This window comes from Paraconexibacter sp. AEG42_29, assembly GCF_040581415.1.
Lineage (GTDB): Bacteria > Actinomycetota > Thermoleophilia > Solirubrobacterales > Solirubrobacteraceae > Paraconexibacter.
Genome location: NZ_CP114014.1, coordinates 5,078,607 through 5,097,775 on the forward strand (window position 1 = coordinate 5,078,607; position 19,169 = coordinate 5,097,775).

At 73.3% G+C, this 19,169-nt stretch carries 19 protein-coding genes; 10 read left to right on the plus strand and 9 right to left on the minus strand.

Annotated features, from left to right (window positions below):
* Positions 1–37: 37 nt before the first annotated feature.
* Positions 38–1,201 carry an acyl-CoA dehydrogenase family protein gene (locus DSM112329_RS24270; RefSeq protein WP_354702526.1) on the minus strand — a complete coding sequence of 388 codons (1,164 nt, stop codon included), beginning with the start codon at positions 1,199–1,201 and terminating at the stop codon, positions 38–40.
* A 199-nt stretch (positions 1,202–1,400) separates the two neighbouring features.
* Between DSM112329_RS24270 and DSM112329_RS24275 the strand changes: the two genes are divergently transcribed.
* From DSM112329_RS24275 to DSM112329_RS24285, 3 genes are all read left to right on the plus strand, one after another.
* A complete protein-coding gene (locus DSM112329_RS24275) occupies positions 1,401–2,825 on the plus strand; it encodes an MFS transporter (protein WP_354699143.1) in 1,425 nt (474 codons plus the stop codon).
* On the plus strand, positions 2,825–3,292 hold the full coding sequence (locus DSM112329_RS24280; protein WP_354699144.1) for a MerR family transcriptional regulator: 468 nt from the start codon (positions 2,825–2,827) through the stop codon (positions 3,290–3,292). Before DSM112329_RS24275 ends, DSM112329_RS24280 begins: the two co-directional genes overlap by 1 nt.
* Before the next feature lie 88 nt (positions 3,293–3,380).
* On the plus strand, positions 3,381–4,439 hold the full coding sequence (locus DSM112329_RS24285; RefSeq protein WP_354699145.1) for an LLM class flavin-dependent oxidoreductase: 1,059 nt from the start codon (positions 3,381–3,383) through the stop codon (positions 4,437–4,439).
* A gap of 108 nt (positions 4,440–4,547) precedes the next feature.
* Here DSM112329_RS24285 and DSM112329_RS24290 read toward each other — a convergent pair whose 3' ends face one another.
* Together DSM112329_RS24290 and DSM112329_RS24295 are read right to left on the minus strand one after the other, a co-directional pair.
* Complete coding sequence (locus tag DSM112329_RS24290; RefSeq protein ID WP_354699146.1) at positions 4,548–6,026, minus strand: amidase; 1,479 nt, start codon at positions 6,024–6,026, stop codon at positions 4,548–4,550.
* A gap of 9 nt (positions 6,027–6,035) precedes the next feature.
* Positions 6,036–7,280: a cytochrome P450 gene (locus tag DSM112329_RS24295; RefSeq protein WP_354699147.1), complete on the minus strand. Its 1,245-nt coding sequence runs from the start codon at positions 7,278–7,280 to the stop codon at positions 6,036–6,038.
* A gap of 69 nt (positions 7,281–7,349) precedes the next feature.
* Between DSM112329_RS24295 and DSM112329_RS24300 the strand changes: the two genes are divergently transcribed.
* Positions 7,350–8,213 (plus strand): short-chain dehydrogenase/reductase, encoded by an 864-nt coding sequence (locus tag DSM112329_RS24300; RefSeq protein WP_354699148.1) that lies wholly within the window; start codon positions 7,350–7,352, stop codon positions 8,211–8,213.
* Between the two features lie 99 nt (positions 8,214–8,312).
* Here the strand turns inward: DSM112329_RS24300 and DSM112329_RS24305 are convergent, their stop codons facing one another.
* The 4 genes from DSM112329_RS24305 to DSM112329_RS24320 all read right to left on the minus strand — a co-directional run bounded on the left by DSM112329_RS24305 (position 8,313) and on the right by DSM112329_RS24320 (position 11,142).
* A complete protein-coding gene (locus DSM112329_RS24305; RefSeq protein WP_354699149.1) occupies positions 8,313–8,522 on the minus strand; it encodes a hypothetical protein in 210 nt (69 codons plus the stop codon).
* 11 nt (positions 8,523–8,533) lie between these two features.
* Positions 8,534–9,022 carry an NUDIX domain-containing protein gene (locus DSM112329_RS24310; RefSeq protein WP_354699150.1) on the minus strand — a complete coding sequence of 163 codons (489 nt, stop codon included), beginning with the start codon at positions 9,020–9,022 and terminating at the stop codon, positions 8,534–8,536.
* Positions 9,023–9,122: 100 nt separating this feature from the next.
* Positions 9,123–9,590 (minus strand): PIN domain-containing protein, encoded by a 468-nt coding sequence (locus tag DSM112329_RS24315; protein ID WP_354699151.1) that lies wholly within the window; start codon positions 9,588–9,590, stop codon positions 9,123–9,125.
* Between the two features lie 211 nt (positions 9,591–9,801).
* On the minus strand, positions 9,802–11,142 hold the full coding sequence (locus DSM112329_RS24320; RefSeq protein ID WP_354699152.1) for an NAD(P)/FAD-dependent oxidoreductase: 1,341 nt from the start codon (positions 11,140–11,142) through the stop codon (positions 9,802–9,804).
* Positions 11,143–11,295: 153 nt separating this feature from the next.
* Here DSM112329_RS24320 and DSM112329_RS24325 point away from each other — a divergent pair, with 153 nt between their 5' ends.
* Entirely contained in the window at positions 11,296–11,985 is a 690-nt protein-coding gene (locus DSM112329_RS24325) for a Crp/Fnr family transcriptional regulator (protein ID WP_354699153.1), read from the plus strand.
* 4 nt (positions 11,986–11,989) lie between these two features.
* On the opposite strand, the gene DSM112329_RS24330 is transcribed toward DSM112329_RS24325, so the two are convergent.
* Positions 11,990–12,649, minus strand: coding sequence for a hypothetical protein (locus DSM112329_RS24330; RefSeq protein ID WP_354699154.1), 660 nt, complete (start codon positions 12,647–12,649; stop codon positions 11,990–11,992).
* 205 nt (positions 12,650–12,854) lie between these two features.
* Between DSM112329_RS24330 and DSM112329_RS24335 the strand changes: the two genes are divergently transcribed.
* The 5 genes from DSM112329_RS24335 to DSM112329_RS24355 all read left to right on the plus strand — a co-directional run bounded on the left by DSM112329_RS24335 (position 12,855) and on the right by DSM112329_RS24355 (position 18,318).
* Positions 12,855–13,997, plus strand: a complete 1,143-nt coding sequence (locus DSM112329_RS24335) for a trypsin-like peptidase domain-containing protein (protein WP_354699155.1) — start codon at positions 12,855–12,857, stop codon at positions 13,995–13,997.
* A gap of 275 nt (positions 13,998–14,272) precedes the next feature.
* Positions 14,273–15,499: a glycosyltransferase gene (locus DSM112329_RS24340; RefSeq protein ID WP_354699156.1), complete on the plus strand. Its 1,227-nt coding sequence runs from the start codon at positions 14,273–14,275 to the stop codon at positions 15,497–15,499.
* 6 nt (positions 15,500–15,505) lie between these two features.
* Positions 15,506–16,072: a hypothetical protein gene (locus DSM112329_RS24345; RefSeq protein WP_354699157.1), complete on the plus strand. Its 567-nt coding sequence runs from the start codon at positions 15,506–15,508 to the stop codon at positions 16,070–16,072.
* A gap of 69 nt (positions 16,073–16,141) precedes the next feature.
* A complete protein-coding gene (locus DSM112329_RS24350; protein ID WP_354699158.1) occupies positions 16,142–16,849 on the plus strand; it encodes a response regulator transcription factor in 708 nt (235 codons plus the stop codon).
* A complete protein-coding gene (locus tag DSM112329_RS24355; RefSeq protein ID WP_354699159.1) occupies positions 16,849–18,318 on the plus strand; it encodes a HAMP domain-containing sensor histidine kinase in 1,470 nt (489 codons plus the stop codon). The genes DSM112329_RS24350 and DSM112329_RS24355 overlap by 1 nt, the downstream gene beginning before the upstream one ends.
* 122 nt (positions 18,319–18,440) lie before the next feature.
* On the opposite strand, the gene DSM112329_RS24360 is transcribed toward DSM112329_RS24355, so the two are convergent.
* The gene (locus tag DSM112329_RS24360) at positions 18,441–19,118 is read right to left on the minus strand and encodes an enoyl-CoA hydratase-related protein (RefSeq protein WP_354699160.1); all 678 of its coding nucleotides are present in this window, start codon (positions 19,116–19,118) and stop codon (positions 18,441–18,443) included.
* Positions 19,119–19,169 lie beyond the last annotated feature (51 nt).

Below are 19,169 nucleotides of genomic sequence, written 5' to 3' on the forward strand. Positions count from 1 at the left end.
TGTGACCGTCCCGCGGCCCGCCCGTGCCGCAGCCGCTTCAGCGCTTGACGTCGCCCAGCCCCATCGCGCGCCCGATGATCTCCTTCATGATCTCGGTCGTCCCCCCGTAGATCCGCAGGATGCGGGCGTCGGCGTAGTCGCGCGCGATCGGGTACTCGGTCATGTAGCCGTAGCCACCGTGCAGCTGCAGGCAGCTGTCGACCACTCGGCCCAGGGCCTCCGAGCACCAGTACTTTGCCATCGCCGCCTCGTCCGGGGTCAGCGTCCCCGCGTTCAGCGCGAGCAGGCAACGGTCGACGAACGCCTGCGCGACCTCGACCTCGGTCCGGCAGCCCGCGAGCACGAAGCGCGAGTTCTGGAACGTGCCGACGGGACGGCCGAACGCCTTGCGGTCGAGCGTGTACTCGACGGTCCGCTCGAGCGCCCCACGTGCGGACGCGATCGCGCCGACGGCGATCGACATCCGCTCCTGCGCGAGGTTGCGCCCCATCAGCTTGAAGCCCTCGCCCTCGCCGCCGAGGAGGTTGGCGACCGGGACGCGCGCGTCGGTGAAGAACAGCTCGGCGGTGTCCTGCGCGTGCTGCCCCAGCTTCTCGAGGTTGCGCCCGCGCGTGAACCCGGGCGTGTCGTTCTCGACCGCGAGCAGCGAGATGTCGGCGTACGTGCCGGTGGTCCCGGTCCGGACCGCCGTGATGATCAGGTCCGCGTTCACGCCGTTGGTGATGAACGTCTTGGAGCCGTTGACGATGAAGTGCTCGCCGTCCCGCTTGGCCGACGTGGTGATCGCGGCCAGGTCCGAGCCGGTCTGCGGCTCGGTCATCGCGATGCCCAGGAGCAGGTCGCCGGAGACGATGCCCGGCAGCCAGCGCTCGCGCTGCTCCTCGGTGCCGAGCTCGACGAAGTACGGCAGGGCGACGTCGTTCTGCATCGTGAAGCAGAGCGAGAACGCGGCCAGCCCGCGGCGGCACGCCTCCTCGTTCAGGACGCTGTTGAAGAGGAAGTCCTCCGTCCCGGCGCCGCCGTACTCCTCGGGCACGGCCATCCCGTAGAACCCGAGCTCCCCGACACGCTTCAGCACCTCGCGCGGGACATGGCCGTCGCGTTCCCACTCGTCGTAGTTGGGGACGATCTCCGCGTCGAGGAAGCGGCCGAAGCTCTCGCGCAGGGCATCGTGATCAGGCTCGAAGATCGGGCGCGGCATCGTGGGGACGGGCATGCCGTCAACGCTACGCGCGCGACCGCGCGCCCGTCCTACCCCGAGCGGAGAACCCGGACGGCCCATCGGGGGACGCCGCACGCATTTGCTAGCGTAAGCTGACGTGAACGTAAGAAAGAGATTCGGCGTGGATGCGGACCATGCGAACTACAAGTGGTGGGCCCTCTCGTGTACGAGCCTCGGGATGCTGCTCGCCACCCTGAACTCGGGCACGCTGGTCATCGCGCTGCCGGAGCTCGAGCGCGCGCTCGGGGTCGACCTTCTCACGCTCGTCTGGGTGATCCTCGCCTTCATGATCGCGTCGACGGTCCTCGTGCTCTTCTTCGGGCGGCTGTCCGACGTCTTCGGCCGCAAGCGCGCGTTCGTCGGCGGCTTCGCCGTCTTCACGGTCGCGTCGCTCGGCGCCGGCTTCGCGACCGGCGGGACCGACCTGCTGCTGTGGCGCGTCCTGCAGGGCGTGGGCGGCGCGATGCTGTTCGCCAACGCGACGGCGCTCGTGACCGACGCCTTCCCCCGCGAGGAGCTCGGCATCGCGATGGGGACCAACGTCATGATCGCGGGTGTCGGCCTCGTCCTGGGTCCGGTCCTGGGCGGCGCGCTGGTCGAGATCTCCTGGCACTGGGTCTTCTGGTTCAACGTCCCGATCGGTCTCTTCGGCACCTACTGGGCGGCGACCGTCCTGCAGGAGCTGGTCCCGCCCGAGCAAGAGCGCCGCTTCGACTGGCTCGGGACGCTGCTGTTCGTCGTCGGCCTCACCGGCCTGACGTACGGCATGTCGCGCGGCGGCATCGTCAGTTGGACCGATGCGCACACCGTCGTGTCCCTGCTCGCGGCCGCCGTCCTGCTGCCCGCGTTCATCCTGGTCGAGCGCCGGGTCGCCGAGCCGATGCTCGACCTCTCCCTGTTCGAGGACCGCGGCTTCAACGCCGCCACCGGCGCTGCGTTCCTCTCCGGCCTCTCGCGCTTCTCGCTGACCTTCGTCTTCGTCCTCTACTTCCAGGGCGCCCTGGGCGACGACCCGATCCTCGCCGGCGTCAAGCTCGCGCCGCTTGCCGCCGGCATGCTCATCAGCTCGCCGATCGCCGGCCGCTACGCCGACCGTCACGGCGCACGGTCGCTCTCGGCGATCGGGCTGATCGTCTCGGCGGCGGGCATGGCCGGGATGGCGACGCTCCAGGTCGGGACGCCGTACTGGCTGACCGCGACCTGGCTGCTGATCGCGGGCATCGGGTCCGGCATGTTCAACTCGCCGAACACCGCGGCGATGATGGGCGCCGTCCCCGCCCACCGCCGCGGCATCGCCGGCGGGACGCGGATGATGCTCCAGAACACCGGGTCGGTCCTGTCGATCGCGCTGCTGCTGGCGATCGTGACGAACGGCATCCCGACCGAGACGCTGCTGTCGATCTTCTCGGGCGTGACGACCGGGCTGTCCGCCGACGCGCTGGACCCGTTCATCCACAACCTGCACATCGCGATGTGGGTGCTGACCGCGACCTCGCTGGCCGGCGCCGCCGTTGCGCTGATGCGGCGGAAGACGGCCCCCGGGGGCACGGGCGCCGGCACCGCCCCCGCGGTGCCCACCCCGTCCGCGCGGGTCCCGGCCTGATGGACGAGCAGCGCGACATGCGCATCGGCGAGCTGGCCCGGCTCACCGGGACGACGGTGCGCACGATCCGTTACTACGAGGAGATCGGGCTGCTCCCCGGACCGGACGAGCGCGCGTCCGGCTCGCACCGGACCTACAGCCCGCAAGACGCCGAGCGGCTGCAGACCGTCCTGCGGCTGAAGGACCTGCTCGGCGTCTCGCTCGAGGAGCTGCGGGAGCTGATCGCCGCCGAGGACGCCAGGACCGTGCTGCGCGAGGAGTTCCGCGCCGAGCACACGGCGCCCCGCCGCCGGGCGGAGATCCTGCGAGCGGCCCTCGGCAACGTCGAGCGCCAGCGTGCGCTGGTCCGCGGGCGCCAGGCCCAGCTGGCCGAGCTCGACGCCGAGCTGGCCGAGCGGGAGGCCCTGGTCCTCACGCGCCTCGACGAGGTGGGCGCGCGGCGCGAGGCCCAACCCCGTCGGCGCTGACCGCGGACCTCGGACCCCGGGACTCCGGGACTCCGGGACTCCGGATCACGTAGTTGCGCACGCAATCACATGCGGTATCGTGCGTGTCATGGAGCTCGGGACGTACACCTTCGCCGACGTCGTGCCCCAAGGAGACGAGGCGCTGCCCGAGGCCTCGCGCCGGCGCATGCAGCAGCTGCTGGAAGAGGCGGAGGCGGCCGACCGCCACGGCCTCGACGTCTTCGGGCTCGGCGAGCACCACCGCGCCGACTACGTCGTCTCCACCCCCGCGGTCGCGCTGGCGGCGGTCGCGGCCCGCACGGAGCGGATCCGGCTCACGAGCGCGGTCACCGTCCTCAGCTCGGACGACCCGGTCCGTGTCTTCCAGGAGTTCGCGACCCTCGACCTGATCTCCGGCGGCCGCGCCGAGATCATGGCCGGCCGCGGGTCGTTCACCGAGTCCTTCCCCCTCTTCGGCCACGACCTGCAGGACTACGACGAGCTCTTCGACGAGAAGCTGCGGCTGCTCGCGGCGCTGCGCGAGGACGGGCCCGTCACGTGGTCGGGCCGCTTCCGCGCACCGCTCGGCGGCCAGACGGTCTACCCCCGGCCGCTGCAGGACCGGCTGCCGCTGTGGGTCGCGGTCGGCGGGAACCCGGGCTCGGTCGTCCGGGCCGCGCAGATGGGCCTGCCGCTGGCGATCGCGATCATCGGCGGTGAGCCCGTCCGGTTCGCGAACCTCGCCCACGGCTTCCGCAAGATCGCCGCCCAGTCCGGGCACGACGCCGGCGCCCTCGGCGTGTCGGTCAACGCCCACGGGCTGGTGGCGGACGACGACGCGACGGCCGCCCGCACCTTCCTCGGCCCGTACCGCACGATGATCGACCGCATCGGCCGCGAGCGCGGCTGGCCGCCCCTGACCCGGGCGCAGTACGAGGCGGCGCTGTCCCCCGAGGGCCACCTGCTGGTCGGCAGCCCGGAGACGGTCGCGCGCAAGATCGTCCACCACCACGAGCACTTCGGTCACAGCCGCTTCCTGATGCAGTCCTCGCTCGGCTCGATGGACCACGACGCCGTCCTGCGGTCGATCGAGCTGCTGGGTACCGAGGTCGCCCCGCGCGTCCAGGCCGCCGTCGCGGACCGCGGCGCCGTTCCCGCCTCCGCCTGACCCCTCGCCGGCGCCACGCCCACCGCCCCACGGGCCGAGTTTGCGATCAGCGACACCCGGGTCGACGCCCATCGCACCTCGGCCCGACTGGGCCGCTCGTCGGGTCGTTCAGAGGACGGGGCGGCGGTCCTTCCACGGGCGCGCCTGTTCCAGCTGCGCGCCCAGCGCCAGCAGCAGGCCCTCGGACCCCGGCCGTCCCACCAGCTGCACACCCAGCGGCATCCCGGCCCCCGTCCAGAAGAGCGGCACCGACACCGCCGGCCGGCCGGTGATGTTGGCCAGCTGCGTGTAGGGCACCCAGCCGAGGTTGTCCTGCACGATCGAGTCGACGACACCCAGGTGGGGCAGCACGCGTGTGGTGCGGGTCTTCAGCAGCGCGGCCGCACCCAGCCGCAGCGGGGCGGGGACGTCCAGCGCCCCGACCCGCAGCGGCGGCCGCGCCAGCGTCGGCGTCAGCAGCAGGTCGTATCCCGTGTGGAAGGTCGCGAGCGCGCGGGTGTAGTCGTGCCGCCGCTCGATCGCCGCCAGGTGGTCCACACCGCTGACCGCCCGCCCGAGCGCGGCCATCAGCAGCGTGTCCTGCTCGAAGCCCTCGGGCCCGCAGCCCGAGACCTCGCGCACCTGCTCGACCCCGCGCGCGGCCGACACGAACCAGGTGGTCAGGAAGTCGCGCGCCGCGGCCAGTTCGTCGACCGGCGCGGGGACGGCCTCCACCTCGTGGCCCAGGGACTCGAGCAGCCGCGCGGCGTCCTCGGCGGCGGCGATCGCGTCGGCGTGCGGCGTCGGGTTGACGGCAGACGCGACCGCAAGGCCGATCCGCAGGCGTCCCGGCTCGGCCTGCGAGGCCTCCAGGAACGTCACGTCCGGCATCCCGGGCAGGTAGGGGGCGACGGGATCGGCGCCCGCCAGCACGTCGAGCATCGCGGCGCTGTCGCGCACCGAGCGGGAGATGACGCCCTCGACCGCCGCCCCCTGCATCCCCTCGCTGCTCCCCGGACCTGAGGGGACGAGGCCCCGGCCGGGCTTCAGGCCGAACAGCCCGCAGCACGCGGCGGGGATCCGGATCGACCCGCCCCCGTCGCTGGCCCCGCCCACCGGGACGATCCCGGCCGCGACCGCGGACGCCGTCCCGCCCGACGAGCCGCCCGGCGTGCGGCGCAGGTCCCACGGGTTGCGCGTAGGGCCGAAGAGCTCCGGCTCGGTCACCGCGGTCGCGCCGAACTCGGGGGTGTTGGTCTTGCCGAAGATCACGAGCCCCGCGTCGAGCCAGCGCTGGACGACCGTCGCGTGCTCGGGCACGGGCAGCTGTGAGAGCCCGCGGCAGCCCCAGGAGGTCGGCAGGCCCGCGTAGTCCTGCGACAGGTCCTTGATGAGGAACGGGACGCCGGCGAAGGGGCCGGACAGCGGCTCGCCGACGCGCGCGGCGGCCTCGTCCGGCATGTCGCGGATGATCGCGTTCAGGCGGGGGTTGACGGCGGCGGCGCGGCCCTGCGCGGCGCCGAGCAGCTCGCCGGCGCTGACGTCCCCGGCCGCGACGAGCTCGGCGAGCCCGACCGCGTCATGCGCTGCGTAGTCGCTGTAGTCCACGGGACAGTTCTACCCGTCCAGCCGCACGGGCAGCGCCTTCAGCTGGTTCGCGAACGGGGACTCGACGTGGCGCGCCGGGCCGTCGATCGCCATCCGCGGGTAGCGCGCGAGCGTCCGCTCGAACAGCAGCCGCAGCTCGAGCCGGGCCAGCGCGGTCCCGAGGCAGAAGTGCCGGCCGCCCGCGCCGAACGCCTGGTGATCGGGGTTGCGGGTGACGTCGAAGCGATCCGGATCCGCGTAGACCGCGTCGTCCCGCCCGGAGGAGACGTACCAGAGCACGACCTTGTCGCCCTTGCGGATCGTCTGCCCGCCGAGCTCGGTGTCGCGCGTCGCGGTCCGGCGGAAGTGCGCGAACGCGGGGAACATTCGCAGCGACTCCTCGACGACCGCGGGGACGAGCGACGGGTCCGCCAGCACCTGGTCGCGCTGGGTCTCGTCCTCCATCAGCGCGCGCATGCCGCTGCAGAACGTCGCCTTCGTCGAGTCGTTCCCGGCCGCCATCAGCAGGAAGAAGCCCATGACGATCTCGTGCTCCTCGAGGCGCTGCCCGTCGACCTCGGCGTGCACGAGGACGCTCGTCAGGTCGTCGGTCGGGCGCTCGCGGCGCTCGGCGATCAGCAGGCGGCAGCGCTCGAAGATCTCCGGGATGTCGCGCTCCATGACGGTCGCGACGCCCTCGGGGTTCAGGTCGGGATCACCGGCGCCGAGGATCGTGTTCATCAGCCGTGCCCAGAGCACGTCGTCCTGCGGCGGGATCCCCATGAAGCGGCCGATGACGCGGGCCACGACCGGCTGCGCGAGGTCCTCCACGAGGTCGCACCGCTCGCGGCCAGCGAGTCCCTCGAGGACGTCATCGACGATCGCGCTGATCATCGGCTCGTGATCGGCGATCCGCTTCGGCGTGAAGCCGCGCTGGAAGAGCGCCTTGAGCCGGTCGTGCTTGGGCGGGTCCATCCCGATGAACATCGCGCGCACGAGGTCCAGCGGCATGATCGCCTCGCTGACCGCCGTGATGCCGCCGGTCTCCGAGGAGTACGTCTGCCAGTCGCGGCTGACGGTGTGGATGTCCTGCTGCGTGGTGACCGACCAGAACCCCGCCTCGGTCGGGTACTCCGGGATGTCCGGGCTGAAGTGGACGGGGCACTGGCCGCGCAGGCGCGCGAACGTCGCCAGCGGCGGCCCTTCGGTCCACAGCCCCTCGTCGATGACGCGCAGGTTCTCGAGGGGGACGGCGCCCGTGTCGGTCGTGGCCATGGGGCGACCCTATCCCGCCGACTGGCTGCCTGGCCAGTCCGAGCGGCGCGGGTATGCGAGAGTCGCGGCATGGCGCTCTATGACCTGAACGGCAAGGTGGCACTCGTGACGGGCGGTGCCCGCGGCATCGGCTTCGCAACTGCGCGCGGGCTGATCGAGCGGGGCGCGACCGTGGTCGTCGTCGACCTCGATCAGGGCGCCTGCGACGCGGCCGCCGCGCAGCTGCACGACACGCGCGCAGCCGGCATCGCGGCCGACGTCACCGACCGCGCGGCGATGCAGCGGGCGGTGGCGACGACCGTCGAGCGGTTCGGCGGCCTGGACGTCGTCGTCGCCAACGCGGGCATCGCGTCGCGCGGCGCGACCTTCCGCGCGATGTCGACCGAGAGCTTCGATCGCGTCATCGACGTGAACCTGTTCGGCGTCGTGCGGACGGTCGAGGCGGCGCTGCCGCAGATCGTCGCGCGGCAGGGGCACGTCGTCGTGGTGGCGTCGGTGTACGCGTTCGCGAACGGCATGGGCGCGACGCCGTACGCGATGGCGAAGGCCGGTGTCGAGCAGTTCGGCCGGGCACTGCGTGTCGAGCTGACGCCGTTCGGCGCGAGCGCGAGCGTCGCCTACTTCGGCTTCATCGACACCGAGATGGTGCACCAGGCGCTCGACGGCGACCCGCTGTCCGACGCGTTGATGGACGTCGTCCCCAAGCCGCTGCGCAAGCGGCTGCAGCCGCAGGCCGCCGGGGACGCGATCGTCGCCGGCATCCAGAAGCGCGCGCCGCGCATCATCCGGCCGCGCCGCTGGACGATCTACTCGGTGCTGCGCGGGGTGCTCAACCCGCTGGCGGACCGCTACACGGAGCGCGACGCCGCGACGGCCGCGCTGATCCGCGGCTTCGACGAGCGCGCGGGGGAAGAGCAGCCGACGACGGCGTGACGGGGGTCTGCGCGACAGGCGGCCCCGGATGAATGCGCTTCCCCCCGAACCCCGCTCCGGGAAAAAGCGCGTTCATCCGCGCCGAGACCGGGTTGTGCGTCACTCCTTGCCGGCCGCGCGCAGCGCCGCGGCCAGGCGCTCGGCGGTGGCGTCGGCGTTGCGCTCGAGCTCGCGCATCCGCACCGGGCTCGTCTCCCGCATGCCGTACGCCTTGGCCCGGTAGAGCGCGAGCCGGTCGCGCGCGAACCGCGCGTCGGCGCGCAAGTGCTGGATCTCGGGGGACTCGCCTGCCGGCGGGACGGCGGTCATGGCGACCGACACTACTCCGCGGCGGCAGGCTCGCCGAGCTCGCGCACGAGCCGGTCGACGAACGCCGCCTGTGCCCGCACGAGCTTGCCCTTCGCGGTGTCCGCGTCGAACCACTCGGCGCGGTCGATCTCGGGGAACTCCTGCATCTTGCCGGACCGCGGCGGCCACTCGACCGTGAACGTCTGACTGCGGATCGATCCGGGGTCGAAGTCGCTCTCGATCGCCCACGCGGTGACGCGCTTGCCCGAGCCCTGTACAACGTCCCCGAGCGGCAGCGGGGTGCCCGTCGGCGGCGGCGACCCCGTCTCCTCGGTGAACTCCCGGCGGGCGGCGTCGAACGGCTCCTCGGGTGGCTCGTACTGGCCCTTGATGATCGACCAGGCGCCCTCGTCCTTGCGCGCCCAGAACGGGCCGCCCATGTGCGCGATCAGCACCTCGAGCGCGTCGCCCGAGCGCCGGAAGAGCAGCAGGCCGGCGCTGGTGATCCCGCGGTTGGACACGCCCGCATGCTCTCACCTCTGGGGTCGCTTGTCGTCCGGTGGGTCAGGCTGCCCGCCGGCCGCACCGGCCCCACTGGCCGTCGCTCCGACCCCGGGACAGTCAGCGCGCCTGCCGCCGGCGGCGGGGCGCCGGCGGTAGGTCGGCGGCGAGCGCCGCGATCCGCGGCTGCAGATCGTCCGCCCAGGTCCACTGCTCGAGGTCGGGGAGGATCGTGGCCGCGGCGGCCCGCAGGTCGCGGTCGGCCGTCACGAGCGGGACCCGCGCTGCCCACGCGGCGGCGGCGATCAGCGCGTCGTCGAGGTCGACGCCACGGCAGCGCTCGAGCACCATCACCGCAGGGTCGGACTCCGGGACGGGAGGCACGACCAGCACGCGGACGCGCCTGAGCCGCGCGCGGTGGTACTCGTCCGGCGTCCGGGCGACCTGCTCGACGCTGACCGTGTCGGCGAGCAGTTGAAGGCGCCCGGCCGACGTGAGCCGGTCGACATCCTGCAGCAGGTCGTCGGCCGCGGCGATGGCGTCGAAGATCATCGAGTCGATGAGCACGCGCAGCGGCTCGGAGACCATGCTGGAAGTGTGACGTACCGGCGCCTGACTCCCGGGTTCGCCGGGGCTGCGCGGGGGCGTCGGGACCGAGCAGCGCACCCCCCAGCGCCGAACGTCGATTTCCCCACGCCCACACGCGGGGAAACGGACGCTCGACCCCGCCCCCGCCCCTCTCCGGCGCCGAACGTCGATTCCCCCACACCCACACGCGGGGAAACGGACGCTCGATCTTCTACCCCGGCACCGGCACGCGGTCCAGCACCGCGTCCGGCCCGCCGAGCGTCGACAACACGCCGGTCTTCGTCCCCGCGAGCGACTGCACCATCTGGCCCCGCACCCACGGGACCCGGGCCGCAGGACCCATCAGCGCATCGCGCGCAACGCCGACGCCAGGGAGGTCCGACTGGAAGACGGGCGTCAGCAGCCGGCTGGTCAGGGCGTAGAAGCGCAGGTGCCGCCGCCGCCGCGCCGAGTACGCGGCCAGGGCCCCGGCCAGCGCGCCCGGCCCGCGGCCGGCGTCGGCCAGGCAGCGGGTCAGCACCCACGCGTCGATCAGCGCGAGGTTCGCGCCCTGGCCCAGCTGCGGGCTCATCGCGTGGCCCGCGTCGCCGAGCACCACGAGGCCGTCACCCGCGTGCCACCGGCGCAGCACCACGTCGTGGTACGCGGCGAACAGCAGCTGCGCGGGGTCGGTCAGCTGCTCAAGGATCGCCGCGACCCGCGGCGCCAGCGTGAGCACGTCGGCTTTCCACGCGTCCAGCCCCGCGGCACGGACGGCGGCCACCGTGTCGCCGTGGAGCGACCAGAAGAGCGAGACGCACGGGACGTCCGCGCCGCCGCCGGGCAGCCGCACCCGCCCCGAGGGGAGGGTGCCGACCATCTCCGTTGTCCCCCGGTAGGTCTGCGCCAGCACGCCGCCGAACCGCTCCTTGGGGTCCGGCACGATCGCCCACAGCGCTCCCCACGGGTACGGGCGCGCCCGCCGGACGAGACCGGTCGCCGCCCGCAGCGCGGACCGCGCGCCGTCCGCGCAGACGACCAGGTCGAACGGCCCGAGGTCTCCGTGGTCCCGTGTGTGCAGCACTCGCCCCCGCCCCGCGCCCGCCCGCGGTCCGGTCGTGGCACCCGCACCGCCAACCGCACCCGCACCCACACCGACACCCGCACCCGCACCGACAGCCGAGACACCGTTCACATCGACCCCGGTCCGGACCTCGACCCCGTCCCGTCCCAGCGCGTCCCACAACGCCGAGAACAGGATCCCGCGGTGGACACCGAGCCCGAACGCCCCGCTTCGCCAGTCGTCGTAGTGCAGGTCCATCACCGTGCGGCCCGCGGCGGTCGTCCCCTGCAGGCGCGCCACGCGCGCGGCACGCGCCGCCACCTCGCCGTCGAGCCCGAGCTCGCTCAGGACCGCCATCCCCGTCGGCTGCAGCAGGATCCCTGCGCCGACCGGTCCCGGATCCGGGACCCGCTCCAGCAGCACCACCGAGTGGCCCGCCCGGTGCAGGGACAGCGCCGCCGCGGTCCCTGCCGTCCCGCCGCCGACCACGGCCACCCTCAGCGCATCCACCGCGCGAATGATGGCGCATGCGAGTCGACCAGGGACTGCGTCATGGATCACATCCCGCTCGGGATTTGGGCCGAAGCGGCTTACAGTAAGGCGATTGCGGGCGGGGGCCCTGCAGCTGGACCGCTACGCAACGACGTCACGGGGGACCCGAAGATGCGAGTACGACCAGAGGAGTTCCTGCTCTCCCGCCTGAGCCGCGAGGACGCCGACGCCGTGCGCGCCGCCGGCGAGGAGAAGCCCTTCGCCGCCGGCGCCGAGCTCATCACCCCCGGTGTCAGCCGCCGTGAGCTGGTCGTCATCGAGCACGGGTTCGTCAAGGTCGCCCGCCGTCACGGCGAGCGCGAGGTCGTCCTGTCCGTGCACGGTCCGGGCGAGCTCATGGGGGAGATCGCGCTGCTCGACCGGCGTGACCACGCCGCGTCGGTGACCGCGCTCACGGCCGGCTCGGCGCTCCACCTGATGGCGCCCGCCTTCTGGGGCCTGCTCAGCGAGCTCCCGCACCTGAACCGGTCGATCATCGGCACGGTGACCACCCGCCTGCGGGACGCCGGCAACCAGCGTGGCGAGCAGCTCGCCGCCACCGCGATCGTCCGCGTCGCCGGCCGCATCATGTGGCTCGCGGAGCGGTTCGGCGTCGCGACGGAGGACGCCGTCCGCATCGACATCCCGCTGACCCAGGCCGAGCTGTCGAGCTGGGCCGGGGTCTCGCGGGAGACGGGCGTCCGCGCGCTGCGTCAGCTGCGTGACGCCGGCTGGATCCGCCTGGAGCGCAGGCGGATCCTCGTCACCGACACGGCGGCGGTGCACCGCTTCGTCGCGGCCGACGTCGCCGCACCGATCTGACGGACTACGGCGCCTTGGGCGCTGCCGGGGGCGTGGGGGGCGTGGGGGCACCGGCCGGCGGGGTCGGCGCGCCCGCGGGAGGCGGACCGGGACGACCGTGCGGACCGCCGAAGTGGCCTGGGCCCTTCGGGCGGAAGCTGTCGTCGACGGCGAACACCTCGGTACCGTCGGACGACGCGCTGACGTGCACCCGGTCGCCGGCCTTCAGGTCGGCGAGCTTCGCGGTCTTGCCGTTGCGCGTGATCGTCGCGGCCGCCGGGACCGTCACCGTGACGTCCTTGTACGGGACGGCCTTCGTGCCCTCGGTGATGACCAGGTCCTGACCCGAGACCGACCTCACGACGCCGCTGTCGCGGGTCACCGTGATGTACGCCTTGCCGGCCTCGTCGAGGACGACGGCCTCCTCATGCACCGGCGGGCCACCGCGCATGAAGCCCGGGCCGCCACGGCCGCCGGGCCCGCGGCCGAAGCCCGGTCCCCCGCCGCGCGGGCCGAACGCACCCGCGGTGCCGCTCTGCTTCGCCGTGCCGCCCTTGGCGGCACCGCTCTTCGTCGTGCTGCTCTTGCTCGTGGCCGCCGTGCTCCCGGCGATACCGGCGCCGGCGCCGGCCAGCGCGCAGACCGTCGCAACGGCACCGACGCGGATCCATCCTCGTGACTCCAAGACCATCGACCTCCTGTGGGTTCTGTTCTGTGCCCGACGGCGCCCGGACAGCCTGGGCGCGCAGCGGGGACCTACCGACGACACGAGTATCGGGACCGCACCTCCAGATCGCCTGAGAGCTGGCTGAGAATCGCGGCCGACGTTCACAGCGTTCCCCCAGCGAACGCCAAGGCCGCCTTCATCGCGCCGGAGCACGGTATGGGGCATGTCCACCCGCACCCTCCTCCTCCCCCTCGGCCTCGCGGCGGTGATCGGCGGCGCCGGTGGCGCCGCGGCGACGATCGGCCTCGACTCGCCGGCGCCCACCACCACCACGACGGTCACCCAGGCCGCGACGCCCGTCGCCGACACGGCCGACACCACCCCGGTCGCGAACACCTCGGCCGTCCCGCTGACCGCGACGCAGGTCTACCAGCGCAGCAAGGACGCGGTCGCGTTCATCACGGCGACGGTGACGCAGCAGTCCAGCAGCCCGTTCGGCCCGCAGGAGCAGTCGGGGTCGGCGACCGGCACCGGCTTCGTCATCTCGAAGGACGGACTGATCGTCACCAACGCCCACGTCATCGACGGCGCCAGCGCGATTCGCGTAAAGGTCGGCGACCGCGAGTCGGCCGTCGCCCGCGTGGTCGGGGTCGACACCTCCACGGACATCGCGCTCATCAAGGTCGACACCGCGGGCGCGTCGCTACCGACGCTGCAGCTCGGTGACTCGTCCGCTGTGCAGGTCGGCGACGGGACGTTCGCCATCGGCAACCCGTACGGCCTGGACCGCACGCTGACGACCGGCGTCGTGTCCGCGCTGCACCGCTCGATCAACGCCCCGGACGGCTACGCGATCTCCGACGTGCTGCAGACGGACGCGGCGCTGAACCCCGGCAACTCGGGCGGCCCGCTGCTCGACACCGCCGGCAAGGTGATCGGCGTCAACTCCCAGATCGAGTCGTCCGGTTCGTCGCAGACGGGCGCGACCGGCGGCAACACCGGCGTTGGGTTCGCGGTCCCGTCGAACACCGTCAAGCGCGTCGTGCAGCAGCTCGAGGCGACCGGCAAGGCGACACACCCGTACCTCGGCGTCTCGACCGAGGACACGACGTCCGGCGTCAGCGGCGCACGGGTCGGGGCGGTCAGCGCCGACGGCCCCGCGGGCAGCGCCGGGGTCCAGGAGGGCGACGTCATCACGCAGCTAGCGGGGACGACCGTCCGCGACGCCGAGTCGCTGACCTCGGTCCTGGAGGGCCACCGCCCCGGCGAGGAGGTCACCGCGAACGTCCTGCGGGACGGCCAGACGCGGACGGTGAAGATCACCCTCGGCACGCGCCCCGAGCGCGCGGTCTCCAGCGCCGGCTGACGCCGACCCGACACCTGCAAGCCCCTCGCGACCGCCTGGTCCCCGACGACCAGGCGGTCGCCGCCGCGTCCGCACCCACCACGGATTCGCTGACCCCGGGTTCCGCAACCCCGGCAGTGGCCAATGTACGGACGACGCCCACACCGAACGCTGACCCCGGGTTCCGCACCCCCCGCGGTGGTCAAAGTCCGGACGACGACGACCACGCGAGCGCTCTCAGCCAGCTCTCAGTCCGCCCCCACGGCCCTCTCGCAGGCCGAGCGCAATGTGACGGCATGCCCTCCGCCGTCCCCTTCGACGCCCTGCTCCCCGCCCCGCCCCAGGCGCTGACCGCGGCCCCCCAGGTCGACGTCGTCATTCCCGTCCACAACGAGGAGGTCGCGCTCGGCCCGTGCGTCCGGCGCCTCCACGGCTACCTCTCCGGGGACGACTTCCCCTTCAGCTGGCGGGTCGTCGTCGCGGACAACGCCAGCACCGACGCCACACGGGCCGTCGCCCGCGACCTCGCCGCCACGCTGCCGCAGGTCCAGCTGACCTCCCTCCCCGCCAAAGGCCGCGGCCGCGCCCTCCGCGCCGCCTGGTCGGCCAGTGACGCGCAGGTCGTCTGCTACATGGACGTCGACCTCTCGACCGACCTGCGAGGGCTGCTGCCGCTCGTCGCCCCGCTGCTCTCCGGCCACTCGGACCTCGCGATCGGCAGCCGCCTCGCCGGCAGCGCCCGCGTCATCCGAGGCCCCAAGCGCGAGCTCATCTCCCGCACCTACAACCGCATCCTGCGCCTCACGCTCCGGACGCACTTCAGCGACGCGCAGTGCGGCTTCAAGGCCGGCCGCACCAGCGTCATCAAGCGCCTGCTGCCCCAGGTCCAGAACGAGGAGTGGTTCTTCGACACCGAGCTGCTGGTCCTCGCCGAGCGCCAGGACCTGCGCATCCACGAGGTCCCCGTCGACTGGATCGACGACCCCGACTCGCGGGTGGACATCGTCGCCACCGCCCTCGAGGACCTGCGGGGGATCGCTCGTCTGCTGGCCGGGACGCGGATCGCGACGTTCGCCGCCATCGGCACCGCGTGCACCGTCGCCTACGCCGTGCTGTTCCTCCTGCTGCGCGGCCTGCTGCCGCCCGCGGCCGCCTCGGCGGTGGCGCTGGCCGTCACGGCGGTCGCCAACACCGCCGCCAACCGGCGGCTGACGTTCGGCGTCCGCGGTCGCGCCGGGGCGCTGCGACATCACGCCCTGGGCGCGGTCGTCTACCTGCTGACCGTCGCACTCACATCGGGCGCCCTCGCCGTCCTGACCGCCGTCGACCCGCGGCCCTCGCGCCTGATCGAGGTCGCGGTCGCGATCGGCGCGAGCGCATGCGCCACCGTCACGCGCTTCGTCGCGATGCGCTGGTGGATCTTCGCGCCCGCCGCCGAGCCGCAGTCGCAGCCCCAGCCGCAGCCCCGGGCCGCGCACGCCGGCGCGCCGCCCACCCTCCTGTCCACCACCGAGAACGGCTGATCGCCGATGTCCCTGACCGCCCCCTTCCGCCCCCGGCATCGTCACGGCACCGCCGCGACGGCGCACCCCATCCCGCTCGCGAAACCGTCCCGTCAGGCACCCCCGGCCGATGCGGCGAAGCCGGCCCGCGCCCACCGCTCGACCCATTCGGCGGACACCCCGCGCCGCTCCGGCACCGGCCGTCGCCGCCACCCCGCACCCACCGGTTCGCCCGTCCTGCTCGTCGGCGCCGGCGCCCACGCCGCCGCCCTGACCCCCGTCCTGCGCGCCCTGCCCGAGGCTGCCGATGTCGTCGTCGTCCTGCGCATGGCCTCCCGGGAGGACCGCACCCACGGCGCCGAGCTGGCCGAGCTGACCCTCCGCCGCGGCGGCCGCCTGATCGAGCTCAGCGGTGCGCGTTCCGCGGTCGCCCTCGACGCCGGCCGGCTGCGCGCGCTCGTCGCGGACATCGCGCACCGCGAGGTCCACGTCGCCGGCCCGGCCGCGTTCGCCGACGCGGTCCTCGCCGGCGTGCGCGAGACCGCGACCCCCGACGCGGCCCGCGCGACCCACACCCGACCCGCCGCGGCCTGACCCGCCGAACCCGGTCCGCGCACAGCAGGCTCTCAGGAAGTCCCCAGCTTCCGGGACGATGATGTACCCATGAGCAGCCAGCCGAACGTCGACGCCGTGCGCATCCTCGTGGTCGACGACGAGCCCAACATCGTCGACGTCATCAGCATGGCCCTGCGCTTCCAGGGCTTTGACGTGGCGACGGCCGGCACCGGCGCGGACGCCATCAGCCAGGTCGCGAGCTTCAAGCCGCACCTGATGGTCCTGGACATCATGCTGCCGGACATGGAGGGCTTCGACGTGGCGACCAAGCTCGGCGCCCAGCGCGCCGGCGTCCCCATCATCTTCCTCACCGCCCGGGACGCGACCGAGGACAAGATCCGGGGCCTGACGACCGGCGGCGACGACTACGTCACCAAGCCGTTCAGCCTCGAGGAGCTCATCGCCCGCGTCCGCACGATCCTGCGCCGGGTCGGCCACGCCGAGGACGGTTCCAGCGTCCTGACGTTCGACGACCTGCACCTCGACGAGGACACCCGCGAGGTCACCCGCGGCGGCTCACCCATCGAGCTGACCGGGACCGAGTACCGGCTGCTGCGGTACCTCCTCCTGAACCCCCGCCGCGTCCTGACCCGCGCCCAGCTGCTGGACCACGTCTGGGAGTACGACTTCGGCGGCGACGCCCGCGTGCTCGAGACGTACGTCAGCTACCTGCGCAAGAAGCTCGACCCGCACGGACCGCCGCTGATCCACACCGTGCGCGGCGTCGGCTACGCGCTCAGGGCCGCGAAGACCTGATGTCCCTGCGCACCCGGCTGATCGCCGGTCTGCTCGCGATCGCCGCGATCGGCCTGCTGGTCGCCGGGGCCGCGACGTACGCGGGCCAGCGGTCGTTCCTCATCGAGCGCGTCGACCGCCAGTCCGATGCGACGCTCAACTACATCGACAACCAGCGGGGGGACGGACGCGGCCGCCCCGGCTACGGCTTCCGCCCGGGCTACCCCGGCGGCCCCCCGCCGCGCGGCCCCGGGGGCGGCCCGGACGATCTCGTCAACCCGGCCGCGGGCACCTACGGCGTCCGGATCGATTCAGACGGGACGGTCGGCGCCGGCGTGGCGTACTTCCTCAATGGCCAGGAGGCGCCGTCCCCGCCGAAGCTCCCGGACAGCCTGAAGCCCGGCAAGGCCGTCAACGTCGACTCGCAGGACGGCTCGCTGCGCTACCGCCTGTTCGCCCGCGACACCCGTGACGCCCCCGGCGGGGCGCTCACGATCGCCGCCATCCCGCTGACCGAGGTCGACTCGACGCTCGACCGCCTGCTCGTCATCGAGGCCATCGTCATCGCGGCCGTCCTGGCGGCGCTGGCCGTCGCGTCGTTCCTGGTCGTCCGACTCGGGCTGCGACCGCTCGACCGCATCGGCCAGACGGCGGACGCCATCGCCGGCGGCGACCTCTCCCGCCGCGTCACGCCCGCGACGTCGAAGACCGAGGTCGGGCGCCTCGGCCTGGCCCTCAACGCGATGCTCGCCCGGCTCGAGCATGCGTTTACCCGCCAGCGCGCGAGCGAGGACCGGCTGCGCAGCTTCCTCGCGGACGCCTCGCACGAGCTCCGCACGCCGCTCTCCTCGATTCGCGGCTACGCCGAGCTGTTCCGCATCGGCGCCGCGAGCAGTCCCGAGGACATCAAGAAGGCGATGACCCGCATCGAGCAGGAGGCCGCGCGGATGGGCGTCCTGGTCGAGGACCTGCTGACGCTGGCGCGCCTGGACGAGCTGCCGGACGTCCAGCCGGAGCCGGTCGACCTCGCGGCCCTCGCCCGCGACGCCATCGACGACGCCCGCGCGACCGCCCCCGACCGCCCGATCACGCTGACCGTGTCCGGGGACAGCGTCGTCAGCGGCGACCCCCACCAGCTGCGCCAGGTCTACGGCAACCTGCTCCGCAACGCCCTCGTCCACACCGGGCCGACCGTCGCGATCCACGTCAGCGTCGACGATGCCGGTGAGGACGTCGTCATCGCCGTCCGGGACCACGGGCAGGGTCTGCCTGCCGGCGCCGAGCCGGACGAGTTGTTCGACCGCTTCTGGCGCGCGGACCCGGGCCGTGGCCGCGGCAAGGGCGGGGCCGGCCTCGGCCTGGCGATCGTGGCGGGGATCACCGCCGCCCACGGCGGCCAGGTCGCGGCGGCGAACGAGGTGGACGGTGGCGCGCGCTTCACGGTCCGCCTCCCGCACCACGCAGACGTGCCGGCCCGAACGTCCGTCTAACCCCGCCATACGAGGAAGAACCGACGTTCGGCGCCAGCAGGCCCGCCCCCCGGTCGGTCGAACGTCGGTTTTGCCCGCCACAGGACGGGACAACCGACGTTCGGCCCATCCCCGGCCGCGAGCTACGGCACCTGCAACCCGCCCGCGGGGTCCAGCAGCACCGCCGCCACGTCCGCGTACATCGTCTGCTTGATCGCGGCGAACGTCGCCGGCAGCTTGCCGGCCTGGGCAGCTGCGCGCGCGACGGCCTCCGTCACCACCGACTCCAGCGGCACCGCCGCGTCGACGATCTGCGCGGACACCGCTGCAGCCGCGTCGTAGCGCCGCCCGGTGAGCATCGCCTCGTGCGCGGTGTGCTTGGACCAGCGCGCCTGCAGCAGCGCCGCCATGCCCGGGGTGAAGGGGATGTTGATGTCGACCTCGGGGACGCAGAAGAAGCCCCGGTCCTCGCGCATCACGCGGGCGTCGTGCGCCACCGCGAGCATGGCGCCCGCCGCGAAGCAGTGCCCCTGGATCGCCGCGACGGTCGGGACGTCGAGCAGCAGGAACCGGGCCAGCAGCGCCTGGACCTCGCCGATGAACGCCGGCAGCTCATCGACGTTCGCGCCCATCCACTCCAGGTCGAGCCCGTTGGACCAGATCTTGCCGCCCGCGGTCGTCACGAGCGCCCGCGGACCGTCCGCGGCCTGCACCTCGTCGAGCGCGGCGTTCACCCCGCCCACCCAGGTCGGGTTGAAGCGGTTCTCGTCGTCCCCAAGGTGGAGCCGGAAGACGTCGTCCTGGCGTGTCAGCGTCGGCATGCGCGAAATTGTACGCATGCGTTCATCTGACTATGGGAACAGGGCCTGTGA